This window comes from Streptomyces sp. WAC00040 (genome assembly GCF_056835925.1).
This window is the reverse complement of record NZ_JAKQZE010000001.1, coordinates 2750188-2769460: the sequence shown is the minus strand read 5'-3', so window position 1 is coordinate 2769460 and position 19273 is coordinate 2750188. Positions and strand designations below refer to the sequence as shown.

General features: G+C 70.6%; 19 protein-coding genes. 10 read left to right on the top strand and 9 right to left on the bottom strand.

The annotated features are described in order from the left end of the window. The first annotated feature begins 33 nt into the window (after positions 1–33). On the top strand, positions 34–3240 hold the full coding sequence (locus tag MDN94_RS13035) for a tetratricopeptide repeat protein (protein WP_482725996.1): 3207 nt from the start codon (positions 34–36) through the stop codon (positions 3238–3240). Between the two features lie 45 nt (positions 3241–3285). On the opposite strand, the gene MDN94_RS13030 is transcribed toward MDN94_RS13035, so the two are convergent. Beyond that, positions 3286–3636 (bottom strand): DoxX family protein, encoded by a 351-nt coding sequence (locus tag MDN94_RS13030; RefSeq protein ID WP_482725995.1) that lies wholly within the window; start codon positions 3634–3636, stop codon positions 3286–3288. 116 nt (positions 3637–3752) lie between these two features. On the opposite strand from MDN94_RS13030, the gene MDN94_RS13025 reads away from it, so the two are divergent. After that, positions 3753–4769, top strand: coding sequence for a LysR family transcriptional regulator (locus MDN94_RS13025; RefSeq protein WP_482725994.1), 1017 nt, complete (start codon positions 3753–3755; stop codon positions 4767–4769). 53 nt (positions 4770–4822) lie between these two features. On the opposite strand, the gene MDN94_RS13020 is transcribed toward MDN94_RS13025, so the two are convergent. Continuing rightward, positions 4823–5068 (bottom strand): hypothetical protein, encoded by a 246-nt coding sequence (locus MDN94_RS13020; protein WP_482725993.1) that lies wholly within the window; start codon positions 5066–5068, stop codon positions 4823–4825. After that, entirely contained in the window at positions 5061–5942 is an 882-nt protein-coding gene (gene mca, locus MDN94_RS13015; protein WP_482725992.1) for a mycothiol conjugate amidase Mca, read from the bottom strand. Before mca ends, MDN94_RS13020 begins: the two co-directional genes overlap by 8 nt. Positions 5943–6039: 97 nt before the next feature. Between mca and MDN94_RS13010 the strand changes: the two genes are divergently transcribed. Beyond that, positions 6040–6447 (top strand): DUF4307 domain-containing protein, encoded by a 408-nt coding sequence (locus MDN94_RS13010; RefSeq protein ID WP_482725991.1) that lies wholly within the window; start codon positions 6040–6042, stop codon positions 6445–6447. A 174-nt stretch (positions 6448–6621) separates the two neighbouring features. Continuing rightward, a complete protein-coding gene (gene greA / locus MDN94_RS13005) occupies positions 6622–7119 on the top strand; it encodes a transcription elongation factor GreA (protein WP_482725990.1) in 498 nt (165 codons plus the stop codon). A gap of 61 nt (positions 7120–7180) precedes the next feature. On the opposite strand, the gene MDN94_RS13000 is transcribed toward greA, so the two are convergent. The 3 genes from MDN94_RS13000 to ilvA form a co-directional block, all read right to left on the bottom strand. Then, a complete protein-coding gene (locus MDN94_RS13000) occupies positions 7181–8038 on the bottom strand; it encodes an ABC transporter permease (protein ID WP_482725989.1) in 858 nt (285 codons plus the stop codon). Continuing rightward, positions 8035–9048, bottom strand: coding sequence for an ATP-binding cassette domain-containing protein (locus MDN94_RS12995; RefSeq protein ID WP_482725988.1), 1014 nt, complete (start codon positions 9046–9048; stop codon positions 8035–8037). The genes MDN94_RS13000 and MDN94_RS12995 overlap by 4 nt, the downstream gene beginning before the upstream one ends. A 198-nt stretch (positions 9049–9246) precedes the next feature. Continuing rightward, positions 9247–10473 carry a threonine ammonia-lyase gene (gene ilvA / locus MDN94_RS12990; RefSeq protein ID WP_482725987.1) on the bottom strand — a complete coding sequence of 409 codons (1227 nt, stop codon included), beginning with the start codon at positions 10471–10473 and terminating at the stop codon, positions 9247–9249. Positions 10474–10701: 228 nt separating this feature from the next. Between ilvA and MDN94_RS12985 the strand changes: the two genes are divergently transcribed. The 4 genes from MDN94_RS12985 to MDN94_RS12970 all read left to right on the top strand — a co-directional run bounded on the left by MDN94_RS12985 (position 10702) and on the right by MDN94_RS12970 (position 12272). After that, positions 10702–11250 (top strand): MarR family winged helix-turn-helix transcriptional regulator, encoded by a 549-nt coding sequence (locus MDN94_RS12985; RefSeq protein ID WP_482725986.1) that lies wholly within the window; start codon positions 10702–10704, stop codon positions 11248–11250. Positions 11251–11303: 53 nt separating this feature from the next. After that, entirely contained in the window at positions 11304–11756 is a 453-nt protein-coding gene (locus MDN94_RS12980; protein WP_482725985.1) for a sigma factor-like helix-turn-helix DNA-binding protein, read from the top strand. Then, positions 11753–12004 carry a hypothetical protein gene (locus MDN94_RS12975; RefSeq protein ID WP_482725984.1) on the top strand — a complete coding sequence of 84 codons (252 nt, stop codon included), beginning with the start codon at positions 11753–11755 and terminating at the stop codon, positions 12002–12004. Before MDN94_RS12980 ends, MDN94_RS12975 begins: the two co-directional genes overlap by 4 nt. A gap of 76 nt (positions 12005–12080) precedes the next feature. Then, positions 12081–12272 (top strand): DUF1059 domain-containing protein, encoded by a 192-nt coding sequence (locus tag MDN94_RS12970; RefSeq protein WP_482725983.1) that lies wholly within the window; start codon positions 12081–12083, stop codon positions 12270–12272. Between the two features lie 66 nt (positions 12273–12338). On the opposite strand, the gene MDN94_RS12965 is transcribed toward MDN94_RS12970, so the two are convergent. Further along, entirely contained in the window at positions 12339–13493 is a 1155-nt protein-coding gene (locus tag MDN94_RS12965) for a cystathionine gamma-synthase (protein WP_189466488.1), read from the bottom strand. A 70-nt stretch (positions 13494–13563) separates the two neighbouring features. On the opposite strand from MDN94_RS12965, the gene MDN94_RS12960 reads away from it, so the two are divergent. Then, positions 13564–14667: a tetratricopeptide repeat protein gene (locus MDN94_RS12960; protein WP_482725982.1), complete on the top strand. Its 1104-nt coding sequence runs from the start codon at positions 13564–13566 to the stop codon at positions 14665–14667. A 94-nt stretch (positions 14668–14761) separates the two neighbouring features. After that, on the top strand, positions 14762–15466 hold the full coding sequence (gene msrA / locus MDN94_RS12955) for a peptide-methionine (S)-S-oxide reductase MsrA (RefSeq protein ID WP_482725981.1): 705 nt from the start codon (positions 14762–14764) through the stop codon (positions 15464–15466). Positions 15467–15634: 168 nt separating this feature from the next. Here msrA and MDN94_RS12950 read toward each other — a convergent pair whose 3' ends face one another. Then, complete coding sequence (locus MDN94_RS12950) at positions 15635–16615, bottom strand: terpene synthase family protein (RefSeq protein ID WP_482725980.1); 981 nt, start codon at positions 16613–16615, stop codon at positions 15635–15637. Between the two features lie 253 nt (positions 16616–16868). Next, the gene (locus tag MDN94_RS12945; protein ID WP_482725979.1) at positions 16869–18569 is read right to left on the bottom strand and encodes a PP2C family protein-serine/threonine phosphatase; all 1701 of its coding nucleotides are present in this window, start codon (positions 18567–18569) and stop codon (positions 16869–16871) included. Positions 18570–19273 lie beyond the last annotated feature (704 nt).

The window sequence follows — 19273 nt, the reverse complement described above, 5'->3', positions numbered from 1 at the left end:
GACACGAAATCCGGGTCTTCTAGGGGGACGCACATGCGGGACAGCCACCGGGCTGAAGCGGAACGGCTGCTGGCACGAGCGGTGGAGGAGGAGGTGCGGCGCTCGGGCGGCAGCTCGGACGCCGGGACGCTGCTCGCGCGAGGGCGTGCCGCTCTCGACTCGATGGCGGCCGGCGCGAGCGAGGAGTACGCGGCCTACGAACAGGCGCTCACCGAGGCCGAAGCCGGGCAGCAGCCGCTGTCGCAGCGCTTCAGCCGCGAAGCGCTCGGCGCTCCGGTGCTGGTCACCGCCGTCGCCGCCGTCGCGGCGATCGGCGCCGACGTGGCCCTCGGCACGGCGACGGGCACCGCGCTCGGGGCGGGTGCCGTCGTGGCCGTCGCCGGTGCGGCGACCACCGTCGCCAAAGTGACCGCCGCGCACTGGCCCGCGGCGCACCGCAGGGCGGGAGCACTCGCGCAGCCCGGCGGCGTGGAGCAGCTGCGGCTCCAGTGGCTGACGGCGCTGGAGGTACGGGGCATCCGCCCGTTCCTGGACCAGCAGCGGATGCTGGCCGCGTCGGCCCGGCCCGCGAAGAAGGCTTCCGTCGTGCCGCAGTTGCGCGGCGCCGACCGGTCGGCGGCGGCACGGCGCAGGTCCGTGCTGGAGCAGTCGTTCGGTCATCTGCCCGATCCAGGGGGCCCGTTCGCCGGGCGCCGCTCGCAGATGGCGCAGATCACCCAGTGGGTGCACGCGGCCCGCGCGGCGACGCGGACCCTTCCGGTGGTGGTGGTGCTCCACGGCGATCCGGGCTCGGGACGCACGACGCTCGCGGTGCGCGCCGCCCACCACCTCAAGGACCTGTTCCGCGGCGCGTGCGTGGTCGACCTCCGGGGCGACGGCGAGCAGCCGCTGCCGACCCGTGACGCGCTGCTGCACCTGCTGAACCGGCTCGGTGCGCCGCGCGAGCAACTGCTCTTCCGTGAAAGCGCCTCCGCGGAGCAGCAGGTGCGGAGGCTGAGCGAGCTGTACCACCAGTATCTGACCGGGCTGCCGGTGACGGTGGTACTCGACGACGCGAGCGACCCGGACCAGGTGCGCACGCTGCTGCCGGAGCGGTCGGACAGCCTGGTGCTGGTGACGACCCGCGCGCCGCTCGACCTGCCCGACGACATCCCGGCCCGGGTGCACCAGTTGCCGGTCGAGGCGCTGGACGCAGCGGGCGCGGAGGAACTGCTGCGGTCCGCGGCGGCCGGGTCCGCACCGGGGCCGTACGACGTCCGGTCCGCGGACGAGGTCCGCGAGCTGTGCGGCGGACTGCCGCTGGCGCTGCGGACGGCCGGCTCCTCGCTGGGCGAGCGTTCCGCGGACGCTCTGGCCGCCGACCTCCGTGCCCTGGGGCCGCTTGACCCGGTCGAGCGGGCGCTGCGGCTGCGCTACACCGACCAGCCGGAGCAGGCGCGGCGACTGCTGCGCCGGCTGGCGCTGGCGGGCCGGGCCTCGCTCGGCCCGGCGGCGGCCGCGGCGCTGCTGGCCACCGACGAGAAGGAGGCGAAGCGGCTGCTGGCGGCGCTCGCCGAGGCGGGGCTGATCGACCATGTGCGCTCGGGGCGCTACCGGCTGCACGACGCGGTGCGCAGCTTCGCCAGGAACCGGCTCATGGACGAGGAGGACGCCGCCGACCGCGGCGCGGCGCAGGAGCGGCTGATCCGGAACTACGCGGAGCTGGCGGGCGCGGTGATCCGGATGGTCGACGGCAAGATGTCGACGCGGGCCGGGCAGTTCGGGGCGTACGGCTTCCCCTCGCTGGACGCGGCGCTCCGCTGGCTCGACGACGAGTCGAGCTTCATCACCTCGGCGCTGCGGCACGCGGAGGGTGTGGACCAGCAGGCCGTGCTCGGGCTGCTGGGCGCGCTGTGCGACTACTGCCTGCTTCGCGGGGACCTGTACCGGCTGGGCGAGATCAGCGAGCTCACCCAGGCCGTCGACCAGGGTCTGCTGGAGCGCTCCGTGCGCTGGCGTACCGGCATCGCGGCCCGGCAGCTCGGCGAGCTGGACAAGGCGCGTACGACGCTGTCGTCGGTGGTGGGCCTGTACCGGGAGGCGCACCACGACGCCGGTGCGGCGCTCGCGCTGTGCTCGCTCGGGATCACCCTGCACCACCAGGGCAACCTCACGGAGGCGGCGGCGAAGCTGCACGAGGCGATCGCGCTGCAGGACTCGCAGGAGCAGGCGGAGGACCGTGCCTGGTCGCTGCACGCGCTGGCCGCCGTGGAGCGCGACCGGGCGAATCTCGCCGAGGCGCTGCGGCTGCTGGAGACGGCGCTGGCGCTGCACCGGGAGGGGGAGTCCCTGCACGGCGAGGCGTGGTCGCAGTTCCAGCTGGGCCAGGTGTTCCTGCGCACGGGCGACGTGCCCGCCGCCCGGACGGCGCTGGAGGTGGCCCTCGACCTGTACGGCCGTACCCGGGACGGCCGCGGTGAGGCATGGGCGCTGACCCAGCTGGCACGTGCCCTGCTCGTCGACGGCGACCCGGCACCCGCGGTGGACGACCTGCGCCGGGCGCTGGCCAGGCACCGCGAGAACGAGGACGCCCGCGGTGAGGCGTGGACGCTGTACTACCTGGGCCAGGCCCTGGAGGAGTCCGGCGACCGCGACCAGGCGGTACGGGAGCTGGAGCGGGCGCGGACGATGTTCTCCCGGATGCGGGACGTGTACGGGCTGGCCTGCGCCCGGCACCATTCGGGCCGGGTCACCCGCGACCAGCTCGCGGCCAGGACGGGCAGCCTGCGCAACTCGGGCTTCGCCCGCCAGCTCCTCGTCGACGCCCGCGCGGACTTCGCCCGGATCGGCGTCGCGCACGGCGAGGCGTGGACGTGCCTGGAGCTGGCGATGATCGACGCCGGGAACAGCCGCGCGCCGCAGGCGCTGGAGCTGTGCGACGAGGCGGCGGCCCTGTTCGCCTCGTACGGCGACGAGCGCGGCGGCGACTGGGCCCGTTTCCTGCGCTGCACGCTGTTGCCGTACGCCTCGCCCGGCGGCATCGAGGTCGGCACGGTCGTGGCCCAGGAGGAGCTGTCGCTTCTGATGGCGGCCGGGCACGCGTCGCGTGACGCGAAGCTGGAGGACTGCGCGGAGGCGCTGGCGGTGCTGCTGGAACGCGGGGTGCGCCTGGAGGACGGCTGGCAGGCGTGGCAGCTGGGCCTGGTCCCGAACCGGCACGCGCGGGAGGTCATGGGGGTGCCGGTGGAGGCGGGCCGCTAGCTGTTATTGATCACGAGCGGCGGAACGGGGCGGCCTGCGGCCCGTTCAGGGCGACGCCAGGCGCAGGGCCAGAGATGCCGCTGCCAACAGGAGGAACGGCAGCGGGGCGGGCAGATGGGCCCAGCGGCCCGAGCGTGCGATCACGATCACTGCACCCACGTAGTAGAGGATCAGCCCGACCGACGCCGCGACGGCGATCGGGACCCACCCGATGCCGATCAGCAGCCCCAGAACACCCGCCCCTTTCAGCATGCCCAGTACGGGCACCCAGGTGAGCGGCACTCCGTAACTCGCCAGGTTGTCGAGCATCCACCGGGGTCGGATCAGGTGATTGGCGGCGGAGTAGCCGCTGGTCGCGGCGGCGAGAAGGGTGACGACGAGGTAGGCCGTGAACATGACCGGGCTCCAGGCAGACGGAACGATGACGACCGGGCCGCGCTGACGCCCCGTGACTTCAACCCTGGCGAGTGGGCCACCGGCGCGTCCAATAGCCGTTTCCATAACCTGGCGGCATGGACATCGACACCCGGTTGCTGCGTTCCTTCGACGCCGTGGCAGAGGAGGGGAACCTGACGCGCGCCGCACAGCGGCTCTTCGTGGCGCAGCCGACCCTGACCAAGCAGATCAAGCAGCTGGAGAACCAGCTCGGTGTGCCGCTGTTCATCCGCTCCCGGGCAGGAATGGAGCTCACGGCGGCGGGCCGTGCCCTGGCCGGCGCGGCGGCCGGGGTGCTGTCCCACTGGGACCGGGCGGTACGGGAGGCACGGGGTGCGGCCGGGCGGGAGGCCCGTGTCCTGCGGGTCGGGTTCGTCGCCAGCGCGGCCAACGAGGCGACGCAGCGCATCCTTACGGAGTTCGCACGCCTACGCCCGGACTGGCAGGTCTCCCTGCGGCACACCGACTGGACCGACCCGTCCGCGGGCCTCGCCGACGGAGAGGTGGACACCGCACTGGTCCGCCTGCCGTTCCCCGGCGAGGACGCCTTCCGCGTCGAAGTCCTCTTCACCGAACCCCGCTGGGTCGCCCTGTGGGACGCCCATCCGCTGGCCGCGCTGGACGAGGTCCCGTTCGACCGGCTGCGCGACGAGCCCTTTGTGGCGGCGCCCCTCGAAACCGGGCCCTGGCGGGACTTCTGGGTCGGCGACGACGCTGACGACGGCCGCACCGCACCGATCGGGGCCGTCGCCCGCAACACGGACGAATGGCTGGCGGCGATCGCGGGCGGCCAGGGCATCAGCCTCACGCCTGCGGCCTCCGCCCGCTTCTACCCCCGCCCCGGCGTCACCTATCGCCCGGTCAGCGGCCTCACCCCCACCCGCGTCGGCGTCGCCTGGAACCCGGCCGCGACCACCGACCCGGCAGTCCAGGACTTCGTCCGCTCCTGCCTCACGGAAGCCGGTGGCGGCCCGCCCGCCTCCCGGGCCGGTGCGGGGCGCGGGGATGTGGCCGAGGAGGGGCCGGTGGTGCTCCCGGTGCACCTGCCGTCCGCGCCCGGCCACGCCGAGGTCACGAGACAGCACAAAGCGTGATTCCACGGCACCATTCGGTGCGTGGAATCACGCCGGCAACGATGTACGGCCGGTCAGGCCGCCGAGCCGCGGGCCTGCTTCTCCGTGGCCCCGGCCGTCTCCGGGTCGGGGGCCTCCTCGAAGTTCACCCGGCCCATGTGGCGGTTCATGGACTTCATCAGGGCCCACACGCCCACGGCCAGTGCCGCGAAGACGAGAAAGCCGAGGACACCTGGGGTGACCTTGTTCTCGTCGAGCTCCTTGGCGAGGGTGGCCATGTGCGTCATTGCGAGGTGTGCGCTTGCGCTCATGTCAGGCATTGTCCCGGATGCCCGCGAAGAGGTCGTCCTCGGGGAGGGAGGTTTCGACGAGCGACTTCGCGAGCTCGTACTCCTCCGTCGGCCAGACCTCCTTCTGGATCTCCATGGGGACGCGGAACCAGCCGCCCTCCGGGTCGATCTGCGTGGCGTGCGCGATCAGCGCCCGGTCACGGGTCTCGAAGAAGTCGGCGCAGGGAACGTACGTGGTCAGCGTCCGCTCCGCGCGCTGGAACTCCTTCCAGCGCTCGAGCCACTCGCCGTACGGCGACTCGAGACCGCGCTCGAGCAGTGCCTCGTGGAGGGCGACGGTGCGGGGACGGTTGAAGCCCTGGTTGTAGTAGAGCTTCTGGGGCTGGAAGGCCGGCCCGTACTCGGACTCGGGGAACTTCTCCGCGTCGGCAGCGCCCTCGAAGGCCACCATCGTGATCTTGTGGGTCATGATGTGGTCGGGGTGCGGGTAGCCGCCGTTCTCGTCGTAGGTCGTGATGACCTGGGGACGGAAGTCGCGGATCCTGCGGACCAGCTCACCGGCCGCCTTGTCGACGTCCTCGAGGGCGAAGCACCCCTGCGGGAGCGGCGGCAGCGGGTCGCCCTCCGGCAGCCCGGAGTCGACGAAGCCGAGCCAGTCCTGCTTCACCCCGAGGATCTCGCGGGCCTCGTCCATCTCCTTCCTGCGTACCTCGTGGATGTTCTCCTCGATATAGGCGTCGCCCTGGAGCTTGGGATTGAGGATGGAGCCGCGCTCGCCTCCCGTGCAGGTCACGACCAGCACGTCCACCCCCTCGGACACATACTTGGCCATCGTCGCCGCGCCCTTGCTCGACTCGTCGTCGGGGTGGGCGTGCACGGCCATCAGTCGCAGCTGCTCAGTCAAGACTCGATCCTCAATGAATAGTCGCGTCGTGCAACTTCTATAGTGACCGAATCGGCGGACGGAAAATTCCTGCCTCCGGCTCTCGAGAGGAACGATCATGGCGGCTGTCGGCGAAAAGCTTCCGCAGGGGCGCTACGGGCGCACGGCGGACGAGCGCGCGGACCGCAAGCTGAGGATCGTGGGGGCCGTCCTCGGCGCCTGCATGCTCGCTGTCGTCGGCTGGTTCGGCTACGACTACGTCTCCGGTACGCGCATCAGCGCCGAGGTGATCAAGTTCGACGTCATGGAGGGCGCCGACGAGGTCCAGGTCCATCTCGAGGTCCGCAAGGACGCGGGGACCGCCGGCAGCTGCACGGTGCGGGCCCTCGCGGAGGACGGCGCCGAGGTCGGCCGGCTGGACGTGGCGATCGGCCGGGAGGGTGAGAACCGCATCGACGAGGTCGTGAAGATCCGTACGACGCGGCAGGCGACGAGCGCCGAGCTGATGGGCTGCAACGCCGCGTGACACCCCGGCCCCCGCACCGAGCAGGGGGCTGAGCAGGGGTTCTGCATTTCACGAGGCCTTTGTCCTCCCCCTTTCCCGCCGGAATTGTTAGGCTCGTGGTTTCGCCCGCCCATGGGGGTACATCTTTGTGGGTAGGGCGATGCTTTGTATTCCCAGTACCTACGAGGAGCACCTGTGACCCAGACCAGCGACAACGTCACCTGGCTTACCCAGGAGGCGTACAACCAGCTCAAGGCCGAGCTGGAGTACCTGTCTGGTCCCGCGCGCACCGAGATCGCCAAGAAGATCGAGGCGGCGCGCGAGGAGGGCGACCTGCGGGAGAACGGCGGGTACCACGCGGCCAAGGAGGAGCAGGGCAAGCAGGAGCTCCGTGTGCGCCAGCTGACCCAGCTCCTGGACAACGCCAAGGTCGGCGAGGCCCCGGCGGACGACGGCGTCGTCGAGCCCGGCATGGTCGTCACGATCGCCTTCGACGGCGACGAGGACGACACCCTGACGTTCCTGATGGCCTCGCGCGAGTACGCGAGCGCGGCCATCGAGACGTATTCGCCGCAGTCGCCGCTGGGCGTCGGCGTGAACGGCAAGAAGGTCGGCGACGACGCCGAGTACGAACTGCCGAACGGCAAGAAGGCCGCGGTGAAGATCCTCGCGGCGAAGCCCTACTCGGGCTGAGCAGGACGCAGACGACGAAGGGGCCGGACCGCGGAAGCGGTCCGGCCCCTTCGTGTGCCGGTCAGGCGGCGGAGCGGTATTTGCGGACCGCCAGGGTGCGGAAGACGACCAGGATCAGCAGCGACCACAGCGCCGAGGCCAGTACCGGGTGCTGCATGGGCCAGGCGTCGGGCGCCTTGAAGCCGGGCGGCAGATTGCCGAACAGCTCGCGGCATGCCTGCACGGTCGCGCTGAACGGGTTCCACTCGGCGATGGTCTGCAGGAAGCCCGGCATGTTGTTGGCGTCCACGAAGGCATTCGAGATGAACGTCAGCGGGAACAGCCAGATCAGTCCGCCGGAGGTGGCGGCCTCCGGCGTGCGGACCGAGAGGCCGATCAGCGCGCCGATCCAGGAGAACGCGTATCCGAGGAAGAGCAGCAGCAGGAAGCCGAGCAGCACCTTGCCGATGTTCTCGTGGACCCGCCAGCCGAGGATCAGAGCGACGACCGCGAGCACGACGAGCGTGAACGCCGTCTGCACGAGGTCGGCGAGGGTGCGGCCGGTGAGAACCGCGCCGCGCGCCATGGGCAGCGAACGGAAGCGGTCGATGAGGCCCTTGTGCATGTCGTCGGCGATGCCGGCGCCGGCGCCCGCCGTGGCGAAGGTGACGGTCTGGGCGAAGATGCCCGCCATCAGGAACTCGCGGTAGTCCTGCGGCGAGATGGAGCCGCCGACCTGGATGGAGCCGCCGAAGACGTACGTGAAGAGCACCACGAACATGATCGGCTGGAAAAGTCCGAAGATGATCATCTCGGGGATGCGCATCATCCGGATCAGGTTGCGCTTGGCCACCACCAGGGAGTCCCTGACGGACTGGCCGACGCCGCCACGGGGGCGGGGAGCCGCGAGCGGCGGCGCGGTCTGCGTGGTGGCGCTCACTTGGCGCCCTCCTTCCTGGCGCTGCGGCCGGCGGCGTCTTCCGAGTCCGCGCCGCCGTTGGCCTCTTCCGCCTCCGCCGCGTGGCCGGTGAGCGAGATGAAGACGTCGTCGAGGGTGGGGCGGCGCAGGCCGATGTCATCGATCTCCACGCCTCGGGCGTCGAGGTCGCGGATGACCTCGGCGAGCAGCTTGGCGCCGCCGGTGACGGGGACGGTGAGCTTGCGGGTGTGCTCGGCCACGGTGACCTCGCCCTTGCCGTAGCCGAGGAGGACCTCGCGGGCGGGCACGATCTGTTCGGGCTCGTGGACGACGACCTCGACACGCTCGCCGCCCGTGCGTGCCTTGAGCTGGTCGGACGTACCGCGGGCGATGACCTTGCCGTGGTCGACGACGCAGATGTCGTCGGCGAGGTGGTCGGCCTCCTCCAGGTACTGCGTGGTCAGCAGCAGCGTCGTACCGCCGCCGACGAGTTCCTGTATGACCTCCCACAACTGCTGCCGGTTGCGCGGGTCGAGGCCGGTCGTCGGCTCGTCCATGAACATCACGGGCGGCGACACGACCAGCGCCGCGGCCAGGTCGAGCCGGCGGCGCATACCGCCGGAGTAGGTCTTGGCGGGGCGGTCGGCGGCGTCGGCCAGATTGAACCGCTCGAGCAGCTGACCTGCCCTCTTCTTCGCGTCCCTGGAGCTCATCTGGTACAGCTGCCCGACCATCTGGAGGTTCTCCCGGCCGGTCAGGTACTCGTCGACGGCGGCGAACTGGCCGGAGAGGCCGATGGACCTGCGAACCTCGTTGGGGTGCTTGAGCACATCGATGCCGGCGACGACCGCGGAGCCGCTGTCCGGCTGAAGGAGAGTGGTCAGTACGCGCACGGTGGTGGTCTTGCCGGCGCCGTTCGGGCCGAGAAGTCCGAGGACCGTGCCTTCGGGGACGTCGAGATCGACGCCGTCCAGTGCCTTTACGTCGCCGAAGGTCTTGACCAGACCTTCGGCGTAGATGGCGCCTGGCATAAGAGGTCTCCCAGGGTGACTGGTGGAGTGGATGAATGCTTGCGCGCGACGGGCCGACTCGGCCGCTCCCTTGGCGGGAGCATGGCAGGGCCCAAACCATAACGCGATACATCGCGTCTCTCAAGAGGGTGTCGCGTCATGGCCCGCGCCGGGTATCGCGATACAGGCGCCTCGCCCCTCCCGCCGGCGCGGAAGCGCTCAGACCATCACCGTGTAACCCGCGGCGCGCAGGGTCGCCGCGACCTCCTCGCAGTGCTCGGGCCCCTTCGTCTCCAGGTGCAGCTCCACCTCCACCTCCGTGAGCCCGAGCCGCGGGTCGGTCCGTACATGGCTCACATCGAGAACATTGGCATCCGCCACTGACAACAGGCCGAGAAGACCGGCGAGCGCACCCGGCCGGTCCGTCAGCCGCAGCCGCAGCGACAGGTACCTGCCCGCCGCGGCCATGCCGTGCCGGAGGATGCGCTGCATCAGCAGCGGGTCCACGTTGCCGCCCGACAGCAGGGCCACGACCGGGCCCTCGAACGACCTCGGATCGCTCAGCAGTGCCGCCACCGTGCTCGCCCCGGCCGGTTCGACCACCATCTTCATCCGCTCGAGGCAGAGCAGCAGCGCACTGGAAAGCGCGTCCTCGGAGACCGTACGAACCTCCTCGACAAGATCGCCAATGATTTTGAAGGGCACATCGCCCGGCCGCCCCACCCTGATCCCGTCCGCCATCGTCGTCGGCTCGTCGACGGACACCGGATGCCCGGCCGCCAGCGAGGGCGGATAGGCGGCGGCGCCCTCGGCCTGCACGCCGATCAGCTTCACGTCCGGCCGCAGCGCCTGCACCGCGACCGCGATCCCGGCCAGCAGCCCGCCCCCGCCGACACCGACGAGGATCGTCCGCACCTCCGGGCACTGCTCGAGGATCTCCAGCCCCACCGTGCCCTGCCCGGCGATGATGTCCGGGTGGTCGAAGGGGTGGATGAAGACGGCGCCCGTCTCCCGCGCGTACTCCTGCGCCGCGGCCAGCGTCTCGTCGACGACCTGCCCCTGCAGACGCACATCGGCCCCGTACTCCCTGGTCGCAGCGACCTTCGGCAGCGGGGCCCCGACCGGCATGAAGACCGTCGAGCGCACCCCCAGCAGCGACGACGCCAGCGCCACGCCCTGGGCGTGGTTGCCCGCGGAGGCGGCGACGACGCCCGCCGCCCGCTCCTCCTGCCTGAGGCCGGCGATCCGCACGTACGCGCCGCGCAGCTTGAAGGACCCGGTGCGCTGAAGGTTCTCGCACTTGAGATGGACCGGCGCTCCCACCAGCTGCGACAGATGCCTGCTGCCCTCCATCGCCGTGACCCTGGCGACACCGGACAGCATCTTCTGCGCTCCCCGGATGTCGTCGAGGATCACGGAGGGAATCTCGGGCGTACGGAAGCTCATGCGGCCAAGTCTGGCAGTTCGGGCTTCGACGGGCGGCGCCGTCCGCATCCCGGTCCGGCGCCCGCCGGAGCCACCCGGCAGCGGCCCGCGGCAGGGCGGGCGCACCGGCCCGGACTCCGGCCGCGTAAGGCGCCCGTACCGGATTGTGCAGCGCAGGTACGCCGGGACCCGGGGCCGCGTACTCTGTCCCCCACCAACCGACCACCGCACAAGAGAGCCCCCGCAGCCATGCCCACTTCTCAGGACATGACGACCACTGCGTCTGCCTCTCGGGGGACCTCCCCCGAACCTCCCGGCGGCCCCGGTCTCCTCGATGCCCTCCAGCACCAGGTGGCCGTGTTCGCACGCCGCGCGGAACAGACACGGCTCGGCGGAGTCGGCCAGGTCCGCAACTCGATGGACCGTGCCGCGTACCTGCTGCTCAACCGCCTGGACCTGGAAGGTCCGATGGGCGTCAAGGCACTGGCCGCCGGGATGGGCATCGACTCCTCGACCGTCACCCGGCAGGTGGCGCCGCTCGTCGACACCGGCCTGGTCAAACGCACCTCGCACCCGGAGGACGGCCGTGCGGTCGTGCTCCAGCTGTCCCCGCGCGGCCTGGCCAAACTCGAAGAGGTCCGCGCCTCACGCCGTGAACTGATGGCCCAGGTGACGGACGGCTGGACGGAGAGCGAGCGGGAATCGTTCTGCACTCTGCTCACCCGTTTCAACACGGCCCTCTCCGCCCGCCAGGCCGGTCTTCCCGCCGGTGAGACGGAGACGCCGCCGACCTCTTGACCCAGGGCCGTCACCGGGCTCTATATGAGGACGTGACCGAGCGGAATTCAGCCATGGACCGCCGTCGCGCCCGTGAGTTCGAGGCCTTCGTGGCGGGCGCGTCGAGCCGGCTGCTGCACGCCGCGACCCTGCTCACCGCCGAGCCCCCCACGGCCAACCCGCTCGCACAGCGGCTGCTGACCGGCGCCCTGGCCCGCACCTACGCGCACTGGGACCGGCTGCGCGGCGAGGACCCGTACAACCGCACCCGCCAGGAACTCGCCCTCCGCTTCGCCCGCAGCGCCTGGCGCTACCACCGGGTGCGGGGCGGGGTACTGGACCGCCTCACCCCGCAGGAACGCCTGATCCTGGTGCTGCGCCTGTACGAGGGGGTCGAGGAGGAGCAGACGGCCGCGATCATCGGGCTTCCCGCGGACCGGGTGCGGGCCGTCTGCAGCCGGGCGGTCTCCACCATGCGCAGCGCCCGCCGGGCTCCGGGCCGTCCACTGCTGAGGACCGCCTCGTGAACGGCCCGGAACGCAAGGAGGACGAGGTCAGGCGGATGATGGACGCCCCCCATCCCGTGGTCCCCGCCGACCTCGGCCCACGCGCCGCGGAGCAGGGCGCACGACTGCTGCGCCGCCACCGGGCCGTACGCCTGGCGTGGATCGGGCTGCTGGTCGTGCTGGTGATCGCATGCGCGGTGTGGGCGACGGTCACCGAACCGTGGGCGGTTCCTCCGTCGGTCACGACGCCGCCGCTCGAAGGCTGGTAGCGGCGGCTGGTGGCGGCCGCTCATCGCGGATCTACCCTGAAAAGAGGGGCGCGACGAACGAGCCCAGGAGGCCGTGATGACCAGGAAAGTCGCCGACTGCCGCAACACGCCCAGCGTCTCCGGATGCACCCTCACCATCAGCGGTGAGGAGGAGGAAGTCGTGCGGGCGGCCGTGGAGCACGCCATCTCCGTGCACGAGCACACCGACAGCCCCGAGCTGAGGCAGATGGTGCGCGAATCCCTGCAGGACGAGAAGGCCCCCGTCTGACCGGATCGCGGTCCTGCTCCGTCGGCCCCGGCGCGTTCGCCGGGGCCCACGGAGCACCGGGGCACGTCAGCCCAGCGCCTGCTGGAGATCGGCGAGCAGGTCGTCCGCCGCCTCGATGCCCACGGAGAGACGGACCAGATCCGCCGGCACCTCCAGGGCGGAGCCCACGACGGACGCGTGCGTCATCCGGCCCGGGTGCTCGATCAGCGACTCCACACCGCCCAGCGACTCACCCAGCGTGAACAGCTTCGCCCGGTTGCAGACCTCGACCGCCGCCTGCTCGCCGCCCTGCACACGGAACGAGACCATGCCGCCGAACGCCCGCATCTGCTTCGCCGCGATCTCATGGCCGGGGTGCTCCGGCAGCCCCGGGTAGAGGACCTGCGTGACCTTCGGGTGGCTGGTGAGCATCTCCGCGACCCGCGTCGCGTTCTCGCTGTGCCGGTCCATGCGCACCGGCAGCGTCTTGATGCCGCGCAGCACCAGCCACGCGTCGAACGGTCCGGCGACCGCGCCCATAGCGTTCTGGTGGTACGCCAGCTCCTCGCCCAGCTCGGCGTCCGCGGCGATCAGCCCACCGCCCACGACGTCCGAGTGGCCGCCCATGTACTTGGTCAGCGAGTGCACGACGACATCAGCGCCGAGCGCGATCGGCTGCTGGAGGTAGGGGCTGGCGAAAGTGTTGTCGACGACGAGCTTCGCGCCCGCCGTGCGGGCGATGTCCGCGACGGCCGCGATGTCGGTGATGCCGAGCAGCGGGTTCGAGGGCGTCTCGACCCAGATCACCTTCGTGCGATCGGTGACCGAGGAACGCACGGCCGCCGGGTCGGAGGTGTCGGCCACGGAGAAGTCGACACCCCACCGCTCGACCACCTTCGCGAAGAGCCGGAAGGTGCCGCCGTACGCGTCGTTCGGGATCACGACGTGGTCGCCGGGGCGCAGCAGCGTACGCAGCAGGCAGTCCTCGGCGGCGAGCCCGGAGGCGAAGGCCAGACCCCGGCGTCCGCCCTCGATCGCGGCGAGGTTCTCCTCCAGCGCGGTGCGCGTCGGGTTGGCGCTGCGGCTGTACTCGTAACCCCCGCGCAGGCCGCCCACGCCGTCCTGCTTGTACGTGGACACCTGATAGATGGGCGGTACGACCGCGCCGGTCAGCGGGTCCGCGGTGTTGCCCGCATGGATGGCGCGGGTCTCGAAGCTGTGGAAGCTGTGCTGGTCGCTCATGAGGCCCGAGCGTAGTCCGGTGCGGGACCGGCCGTGGCCGCAAGGCGCAGCCGTCCGGGACAATGGGCTCATGGAGATTCTCTGGTTCCTGATCGCACTGTGCATGCTGACCGCGATCATCGGCCCCGTCGTGCTGCGCCGCCGGAACGGCATCCGCCTCGCCCGGCCCGGCTCGCCCGACGCCGCCGACCCGGACACGTACGGATTCGTACGCCAGGAGCAGCTGGACGTCCGGATGCCCGGACCGGACCAGGACCTCCTCGACGTACTGGACGTCGTCCAGCGGACCCAGGACTGGCAGGCCGCCTCCCAGCTGCTCGCCGGTACGCCGAAGGAGGGCGAGCGGCGCTGGCAGCGCGTCCAGGCCTTCGCCGGGGCCGCGTCCCTGGAACTGGCGCAGCAGCCCGGCGTCGGCGGCGCGTGGCTGCGCAAGTGGCGCTCGGAGGCGCCGAAGGACGCCGGCGCGGCGCAGGTGCACGCCGAGTTCCTGGTGCAGCAGGCGTGGCGCTCTTCGGCCGTCGGCGCGGACGACTTCCGGATCATCCTGGAGGAGGCCCGGACCGTCTGCGGCGAGGCCGCGCTGCTCGCGCCCGGCGACCCCGTCCCGTACATCATCGAGCTGGCCGTCGCCCGCGGACTCGGCTACAGCCACGAGCAGTTCGACCAGCTCTGGGCGAAGGTCATCGACCGCGCGCCCGACCACATGGGCGCCCACCTGGCCGCGCTGCACCACCTGTGCGAGAAGTGGCACGGCTCCCGCGAGGAGGCCGACCACTTCGCCACGACGGCCGCGGCCCGTGCCCCGCACGGGTCGCTGCTGGCGGCGCTCCCCCTCTTCGCGGTCTACGAGCACCTGCCCGAGGTGAACCTCGTGCGCTCCTTCTACCAGAGCGCGGTGGTCACCAAGGCCATGGAGGGCGCGCTGTTCGCCGTGCACTCCGCCCGCCCGGACGACCCGATGCTCGCTCACGTACGCCACCTGCTCGTCGTCTTCCTGGTGAACTCCGAGCGGTGGGCCGAGGCGATGCACCAGCTCGTGCAGATCGACGGCCACGTGGGCGCGCTGCCCTGGACGACGGAGCCCGACCCGGCGGCGGCCTACACGGTGTACCGCAACCTGGCGGTCGCCGGATACGAGGCGAACGGCGGCAGCCCGGCGACACTGCTGCGCTGAACCGCACCCGCGCGGCGGCCGCCATGGCGCCGGTGGAATTCCGGACGGCACCGGGACGTTGTTCCGGTGCCGTCACCGTGAAGGAGAACCAGCCATGCTCTTCGGCCGTACCCCCGTGCTGCCCACCCCCGAGCAGGCCCTCAAGGGCCGCCCGGAACCGACCTTCACGGTCCCCGACCGCCACACCGTCCTCGGCAACCCCCTCCTCGGCCCCTATCCGGAGCACCTGGAGACCGCCGACTTCGCGCTCGGCTGCTTCTGGGGCGCGGAGCGCAAGTTCTGGCAGACGCCGGGCGTGTGGACGACTCTCGTGGGCTACCAGGGCGGCCACACGCCGAACCCCACGTACGAAGAGGCCTGCTCGGGCCTGACCGGCCACACGGAAGCGGTCCGCGTCGTCTTCGACCCGTCGCAGGTCACGTACGAGTCGCTGCTGAAGCTCTTCTGGGAGTCCCACAACCCGACCCAGGGCTTCCGCCAGGGCAACGACGTGGGCACCCAGTACCGCTCGGCGATCTACACCCACTCCCCCGCCCAGGCCGCCGCGGCAGCGTCGTCCCGCGACGCCTACCAGAAGGTCCTGACGGGCTCCGGGTACGGCACGATCACCACGGAGATCCTCCCGGCGGAGGGCCGGCCCTTCTACCCGGCCGAGGCCTACCACCAGCAGTACCTGGACAAGAACCCGGCGGGCTACTGCGGCATCGGTGGCACGGGAGTCAAGCTGAGTACCCCGTTCGAGACGAACTGGGGATCGTCCTGCCCGACGGGCATCGCACCGGCCCCCCACGATGACTGACCGGACACCGCTGTCCGCCTTTGGGGATCGTCGTCGATCTCCTTCGTGGGCGCGACGCGGACCGCATCGATCAGCGGCGACGAACACTGACGGCACGGTACTGCCTGACGGGGATCCCGGTGCCACTGCCACGGCGGTGCCCTGACGCGCATGCGACGGCCAAGGGGCCTACGGAGTGAACAAGTCCGTCAGATACGTCGGATTGATCTCTATCTCGGCATAGCGCCCGGTCTCCTTCGACCAGGCGACGTTCCCGGCGGTGAGCGCCTGGAAGTCCCGGACGCAGCGGAGCGCGCCGACGATGACGTCGTCGGCGAGGCCGGAACGGGCAAGCCGCCCGGGCAGGACCCGTTCGAGATCGAGGATGCGCTGGACGTATCCCGTCTGCATCACGGCCACTCGCTCCACCGCCTCCTGGAGGCTGCACCGGTGATGGTGGCAGATCACCGTGACGGCGTTGAACGCATAGTCATGGGCGAGTTCCTTGCGCAGCGAGTAGAGATCGTTGATGCAGGCATTCGCGTAGATCACTGCCTCTCGCATGTCGGCGAAGGCCGGATTCGCATGCAGTTGATCGGGCAAGTCCACACCGGAACCGATTTCCATCAGGTCCAGGACCGCGTCGAATGCGAATGAGGCGCGGCGGTGGGCGAGATATTGCTGCAGGCCGGGTACGCGTCCGGCCTCCCGATAATGCATATCGGCCCGGTAGCTGTCGAAATACCACAACAGGTGCGGGACAAACCTGCGTTGCCACACGGAAGAACGGACGGCCGTCGTACGGCGCCACAGATCGGCCAGGGAACGCGCCAGTCGCCCATCCGTGACCTTTCCGTCAAATACCGCGAACAACGGCCCGAACGCCTCCTGCCACTGCTCGGGCCGGTAACCGCGCACCGGATCGTCGTCGAACTGGTCGTCCAACTGGAACAGCCACGCGTTCCATTGCGTGATCAGGATCAGCGCTTCCTGTGACGCCTTCGGGCACAGCCACGCGGTGAGCCGGTCCACACGAGTGCGCTGCACATGCCGACGAGCCTCCTCGGTGGGCACCAGACCGAACTCGTCCAACCACGCCTCAACGGCCGTCGTCGCCTCCTGAAGTTCAGGATTGAGCGCTGCTGGTACGGGTACGTAAAGGTCCGGCATACGGAAATTTTCCATGCGTCAGCTCGCATCTCGGTAATCCTCTGCCATTGGCGACATCCGGCGACATCGCCGCTGCGGCATGCCAAGGCCGCATGGAGCATGACCAGGCAACCAACCACCGATGTAAAGTACCCCGCCCGCCGCTGGCGTTGGGCAGGGGTCTCGTCATTGTGGAGTTCTTCACCCTGCGCCGGACAGCACTGCAGACCGGCAAATTCGGTTGATCGCGAATGCAAGTGCCTTGCGATCCGGACTAGTTGAGGACAGACCGCGTGAGGCCCGGGTGAGCCGCAGCGGCCCGGCGGCCGGGCTTGTTCAGACGAGCCAGGAGCAGTGCAACGTCGTCGCCCAGGCCGTGAGCCTTCTGCGTACCGGCGAGGAGGTCGTCGACAACGGTCTCCAGGTTCGCCTTGGGAGCCCCTCGCAGACCCTGGAGAAACCTCTCGATGCCCTGGTCGATGTCCTTGTTCACGGCCTCGAGCAGTCCGTCGGTGGTCAGGGCGAGCACACTGCCCGGAGCGATGCGCAGGCGGGTGGTCGGGTACCGCTGCTCCCGGTCGATCCCGAGGGGGAGGCCGCCGGGGACGTCCAGGAGGCGCGGCGGCTTACGGGGCGTGATCAGCGCCGGGGCCGGATGGCCCGCCCGGCACACCTGGAGCGTTCCGTCGGAGGGGGTGAGTGCGATGTAGCAGCACGTGGCGAAAAGGGCCCTGTCCGGGTCGGTGTTCAGCTCGGTCAGCAGACGGTTGGTGCGTTCCAGGACGGCCGCGGGCGGGTGTCCTTCGTTCGCGTAGGCGTGCACGGCGGTGCGCAGCCGCCCCATGAGAGACGCGGCGTGAACACTGTGTCCCTGCACATCTCCGATGACCAGAGCCACGCCGCCATCGGGCAGGCTGATGGCGTCGTACCAGTCGCCACCGATCCACATGCCCGAGGTGGCGGCCTGGTAGCGAGCGGCGATGGTCACACCTGGCACCGTGAGCGGCCCGCGCGGCAGCATTCCGCGCTGGAGCTCGGTCGCGAGCGCGTGTTCCGACTCGTACATACCGGCCCGCTCCAGTGACTGGGCGAGCAGTCCGGTGGCGGCAACCAGGAGGGCCCGCTCCTCGAGCAGGAATTCCTGCGGCTCGGGGAAACTGACGAGGCAGGAACTGACGCGGCCGCGCGAGTCCGTGAGCGGCAGTGCCGCCCACGCCTGTTGCGTGGACTGCGCGAGCGGTGCCAGGTGCGGATAACCGGTGATCAGCGCGTCCCTGGAGCCGATGAGGACGGGCGCCCTACGATCGAGTGACTCCTCCACGAGTGTGCGCGCCGTGGTGTCGAGGGCCCGTATGGAGTCGTCGCCCTGCTCGTCGTCGGCGCACGAAGCGATGACGGTCAACCGGCCCCCCTCCGGGGCGATCACCGCGAGCGCGTCCGCTCCGAAGGTACGCAATCCCGCCTGTGCGGCGGCCATGATGTCCTTGACCGTCACCGCGGCGGCCAGAGCCGCGGTCAGCTCCTGCATCCAGCGGTCACGGGTGGCGCGCTCGTACAGCCGCTGTCTCTCCGCTTCGTGGCGTTCATGGACGGCCGTGGTGTCCATGACGACTCCGACCATCCGGGCCGGCAGCCCGTCGGCGTCGGGCAGGACGCGGCCGCGGGCTTCCAGGGACCGGTGCCGGCCCTCGTCGGAGGTGACGCGGTACTCGATCTGGTAGTTTCCGCAGGATTCCGCAATCAGTGCCAAGGCATCGCGCACATCGGCCAGATCGGACTCGTGAACTGCGGCCAGGAAGCTCGAGATGTCCGACGGGCCGTTCTCGGGCATGCCGTGCAGCCCCAGGGTGACCGGGTCGCAGCTCACCTCGCCGGTGGCGATCTCCCAGCAGAAGAAACCCGCCTGCACGATGCTGGCGCTGGCCTGAAATGTTCCCGGATTGGACTCGTTCTCCCGGGTTACGGCAGTAGGCATCGACCCGACGTCTTTCACTGGATCTCCCTGCCGCGGTGTGAACCACTTCTCTCCGAGGAGCCGAGCGTGCTCAACCGGATGGGCCACGCAAAGCCCTGGGTGGCCGATGAAAACAAGCCACTGAGGCGACTCGAGAACCTGCGGGACTGCGACACCGTTCCTCCTAGATGCGAACGGGGCTCTTGCAGCGGAGTGTGCTCCCGCCCTTCCGGGGAGATCGCCCGACCGACCCGGCAGTGGCCGGATCGTGCGCATGCTAGCGATTTCCTGGATCTTGCGCCAGACGTCCCGCCGGGCAGACCGGCAGCCGGGCGAGCGAAGGCGTTCTCAGGTCCTCACCACGTCCCGGGCCTACTCGAATCCGTGCGCGAACCTGCGCGCCGACGTGCCCGACACGCATCGCGGCTGACGAGTCGCTCACTGCTGTCCCGGGCCAACTGTTCAAGTTCTTCCTCATCTGCCCGGATCTCGTCGTACGGATCGCGACCGGTGCGCTCCTCGCGGCGCGGCCGCTCCACGAACGCCGGCGACGCAAAGCACCATGTCCTGAACATGCTCGTCCGTCCGCTCAGCATCGGTCACGCACCGCGCACGTGTGCGTGCCCGGGTGCGGGGCACACATAGTGCGGAACCCCGCTCATGGCCGGCCGTTCATCCGCCACCCGCGAGCCTTGCGGTCCGCCTCGGCTTCCCTCATCGCGCGC

Excerpts from the sequence above, each read along its gene's own strand:
- MDN94_RS13035 (WP_482725996.1), top strand. The coding sequence starts at position 34 with ATGCGGGACAGCCACCGGGCTGAAGCGGAACGGCTGCTGGCACGAGCG.
- MDN94_RS12960 (WP_482725982.1), top strand. The coding sequence starts at position 13,564 with ATGGAGATTCTCTGGTTCCTGATCGCACTGTGCATGCTGACCGCGATC.
- MDN94_RS12970 (WP_482725983.1), top strand. The coding sequence starts at position 12,081 with ATGACCAGGAAAGTCGCCGACTGCCGCAACACGCCCAGCGTCTCCGGA.
- MDN94_RS12980 (WP_482725985.1), top strand. The coding sequence starts at position 11,304 with ATGGACCGCCGTCGCGCCCGTGAGTTCGAGGCCTTCGTGGCGGGCGCG.
- MDN94_RS12965 (WP_189466488.1), bottom strand. The coding sequence starts at position 13,493 with ATGAGCGACCAGCACAGCTTCCACAGCTTCGAGACCCGCGCCATCCAT.
- ilvA (WP_482725987.1), bottom strand. The coding sequence starts at position 10,473 with ATGAGCTTCCGTACGCCCGAGATTCCCTCCGTGATCCTCGACGACATC.
- MDN94_RS13010 (WP_482725991.1), top strand. The coding sequence starts at position 6,040 with ATGGCGGCTGTCGGCGAAAAGCTTCCGCAGGGGCGCTACGGGCGCACG.
- MDN94_RS12945 (WP_482725979.1), bottom strand. The coding sequence starts at position 18,569 with ATGCCTACTGCCGTAACCCGGGAGAACGAGTCCAATCCGGGAACATTT.
- MDN94_RS13030 (WP_482725995.1), bottom strand. The coding sequence starts at position 3,636 with ATGTTCACGGCCTACCTCGTCGTCACCCTTCTCGCCGCCGCGACCAGC.
- MDN94_RS13025 (WP_482725994.1), top strand. The coding sequence starts at position 3,753 with ATGGACATCGACACCCGGTTGCTGCGTTCCTTCGACGCCGTGGCAGAG.
- MDN94_RS12950 (WP_482725980.1), bottom strand. The coding sequence starts at position 16,615 with ATGCCGGACCTTTACGTACCCGTACCAGCAGCGCTCAATCCTGAACTT.
- MDN94_RS12995 (WP_482725988.1), bottom strand. The coding sequence starts at position 9,048 with ATGCCAGGCGCCATCTACGCCGAAGGTCTGGTCAAGACCTTCGGCGAC.
- msrA (WP_482725981.1), top strand. The coding sequence starts at position 14,762 with ATGCTCTTCGGCCGTACCCCCGTGCTGCCCACCCCCGAGCAGGCCCTC.
- MDN94_RS13020 (WP_482725993.1), bottom strand. The coding sequence starts at position 5,068 with ATGCCTGACATGAGCGCAAGCGCACACCTCGCAATGACGCACATGGCC.
- MDN94_RS12985 (WP_482725986.1), top strand. The coding sequence starts at position 10,702 with ATGCCCACTTCTCAGGACATGACGACCACTGCGTCTGCCTCTCGGGGG.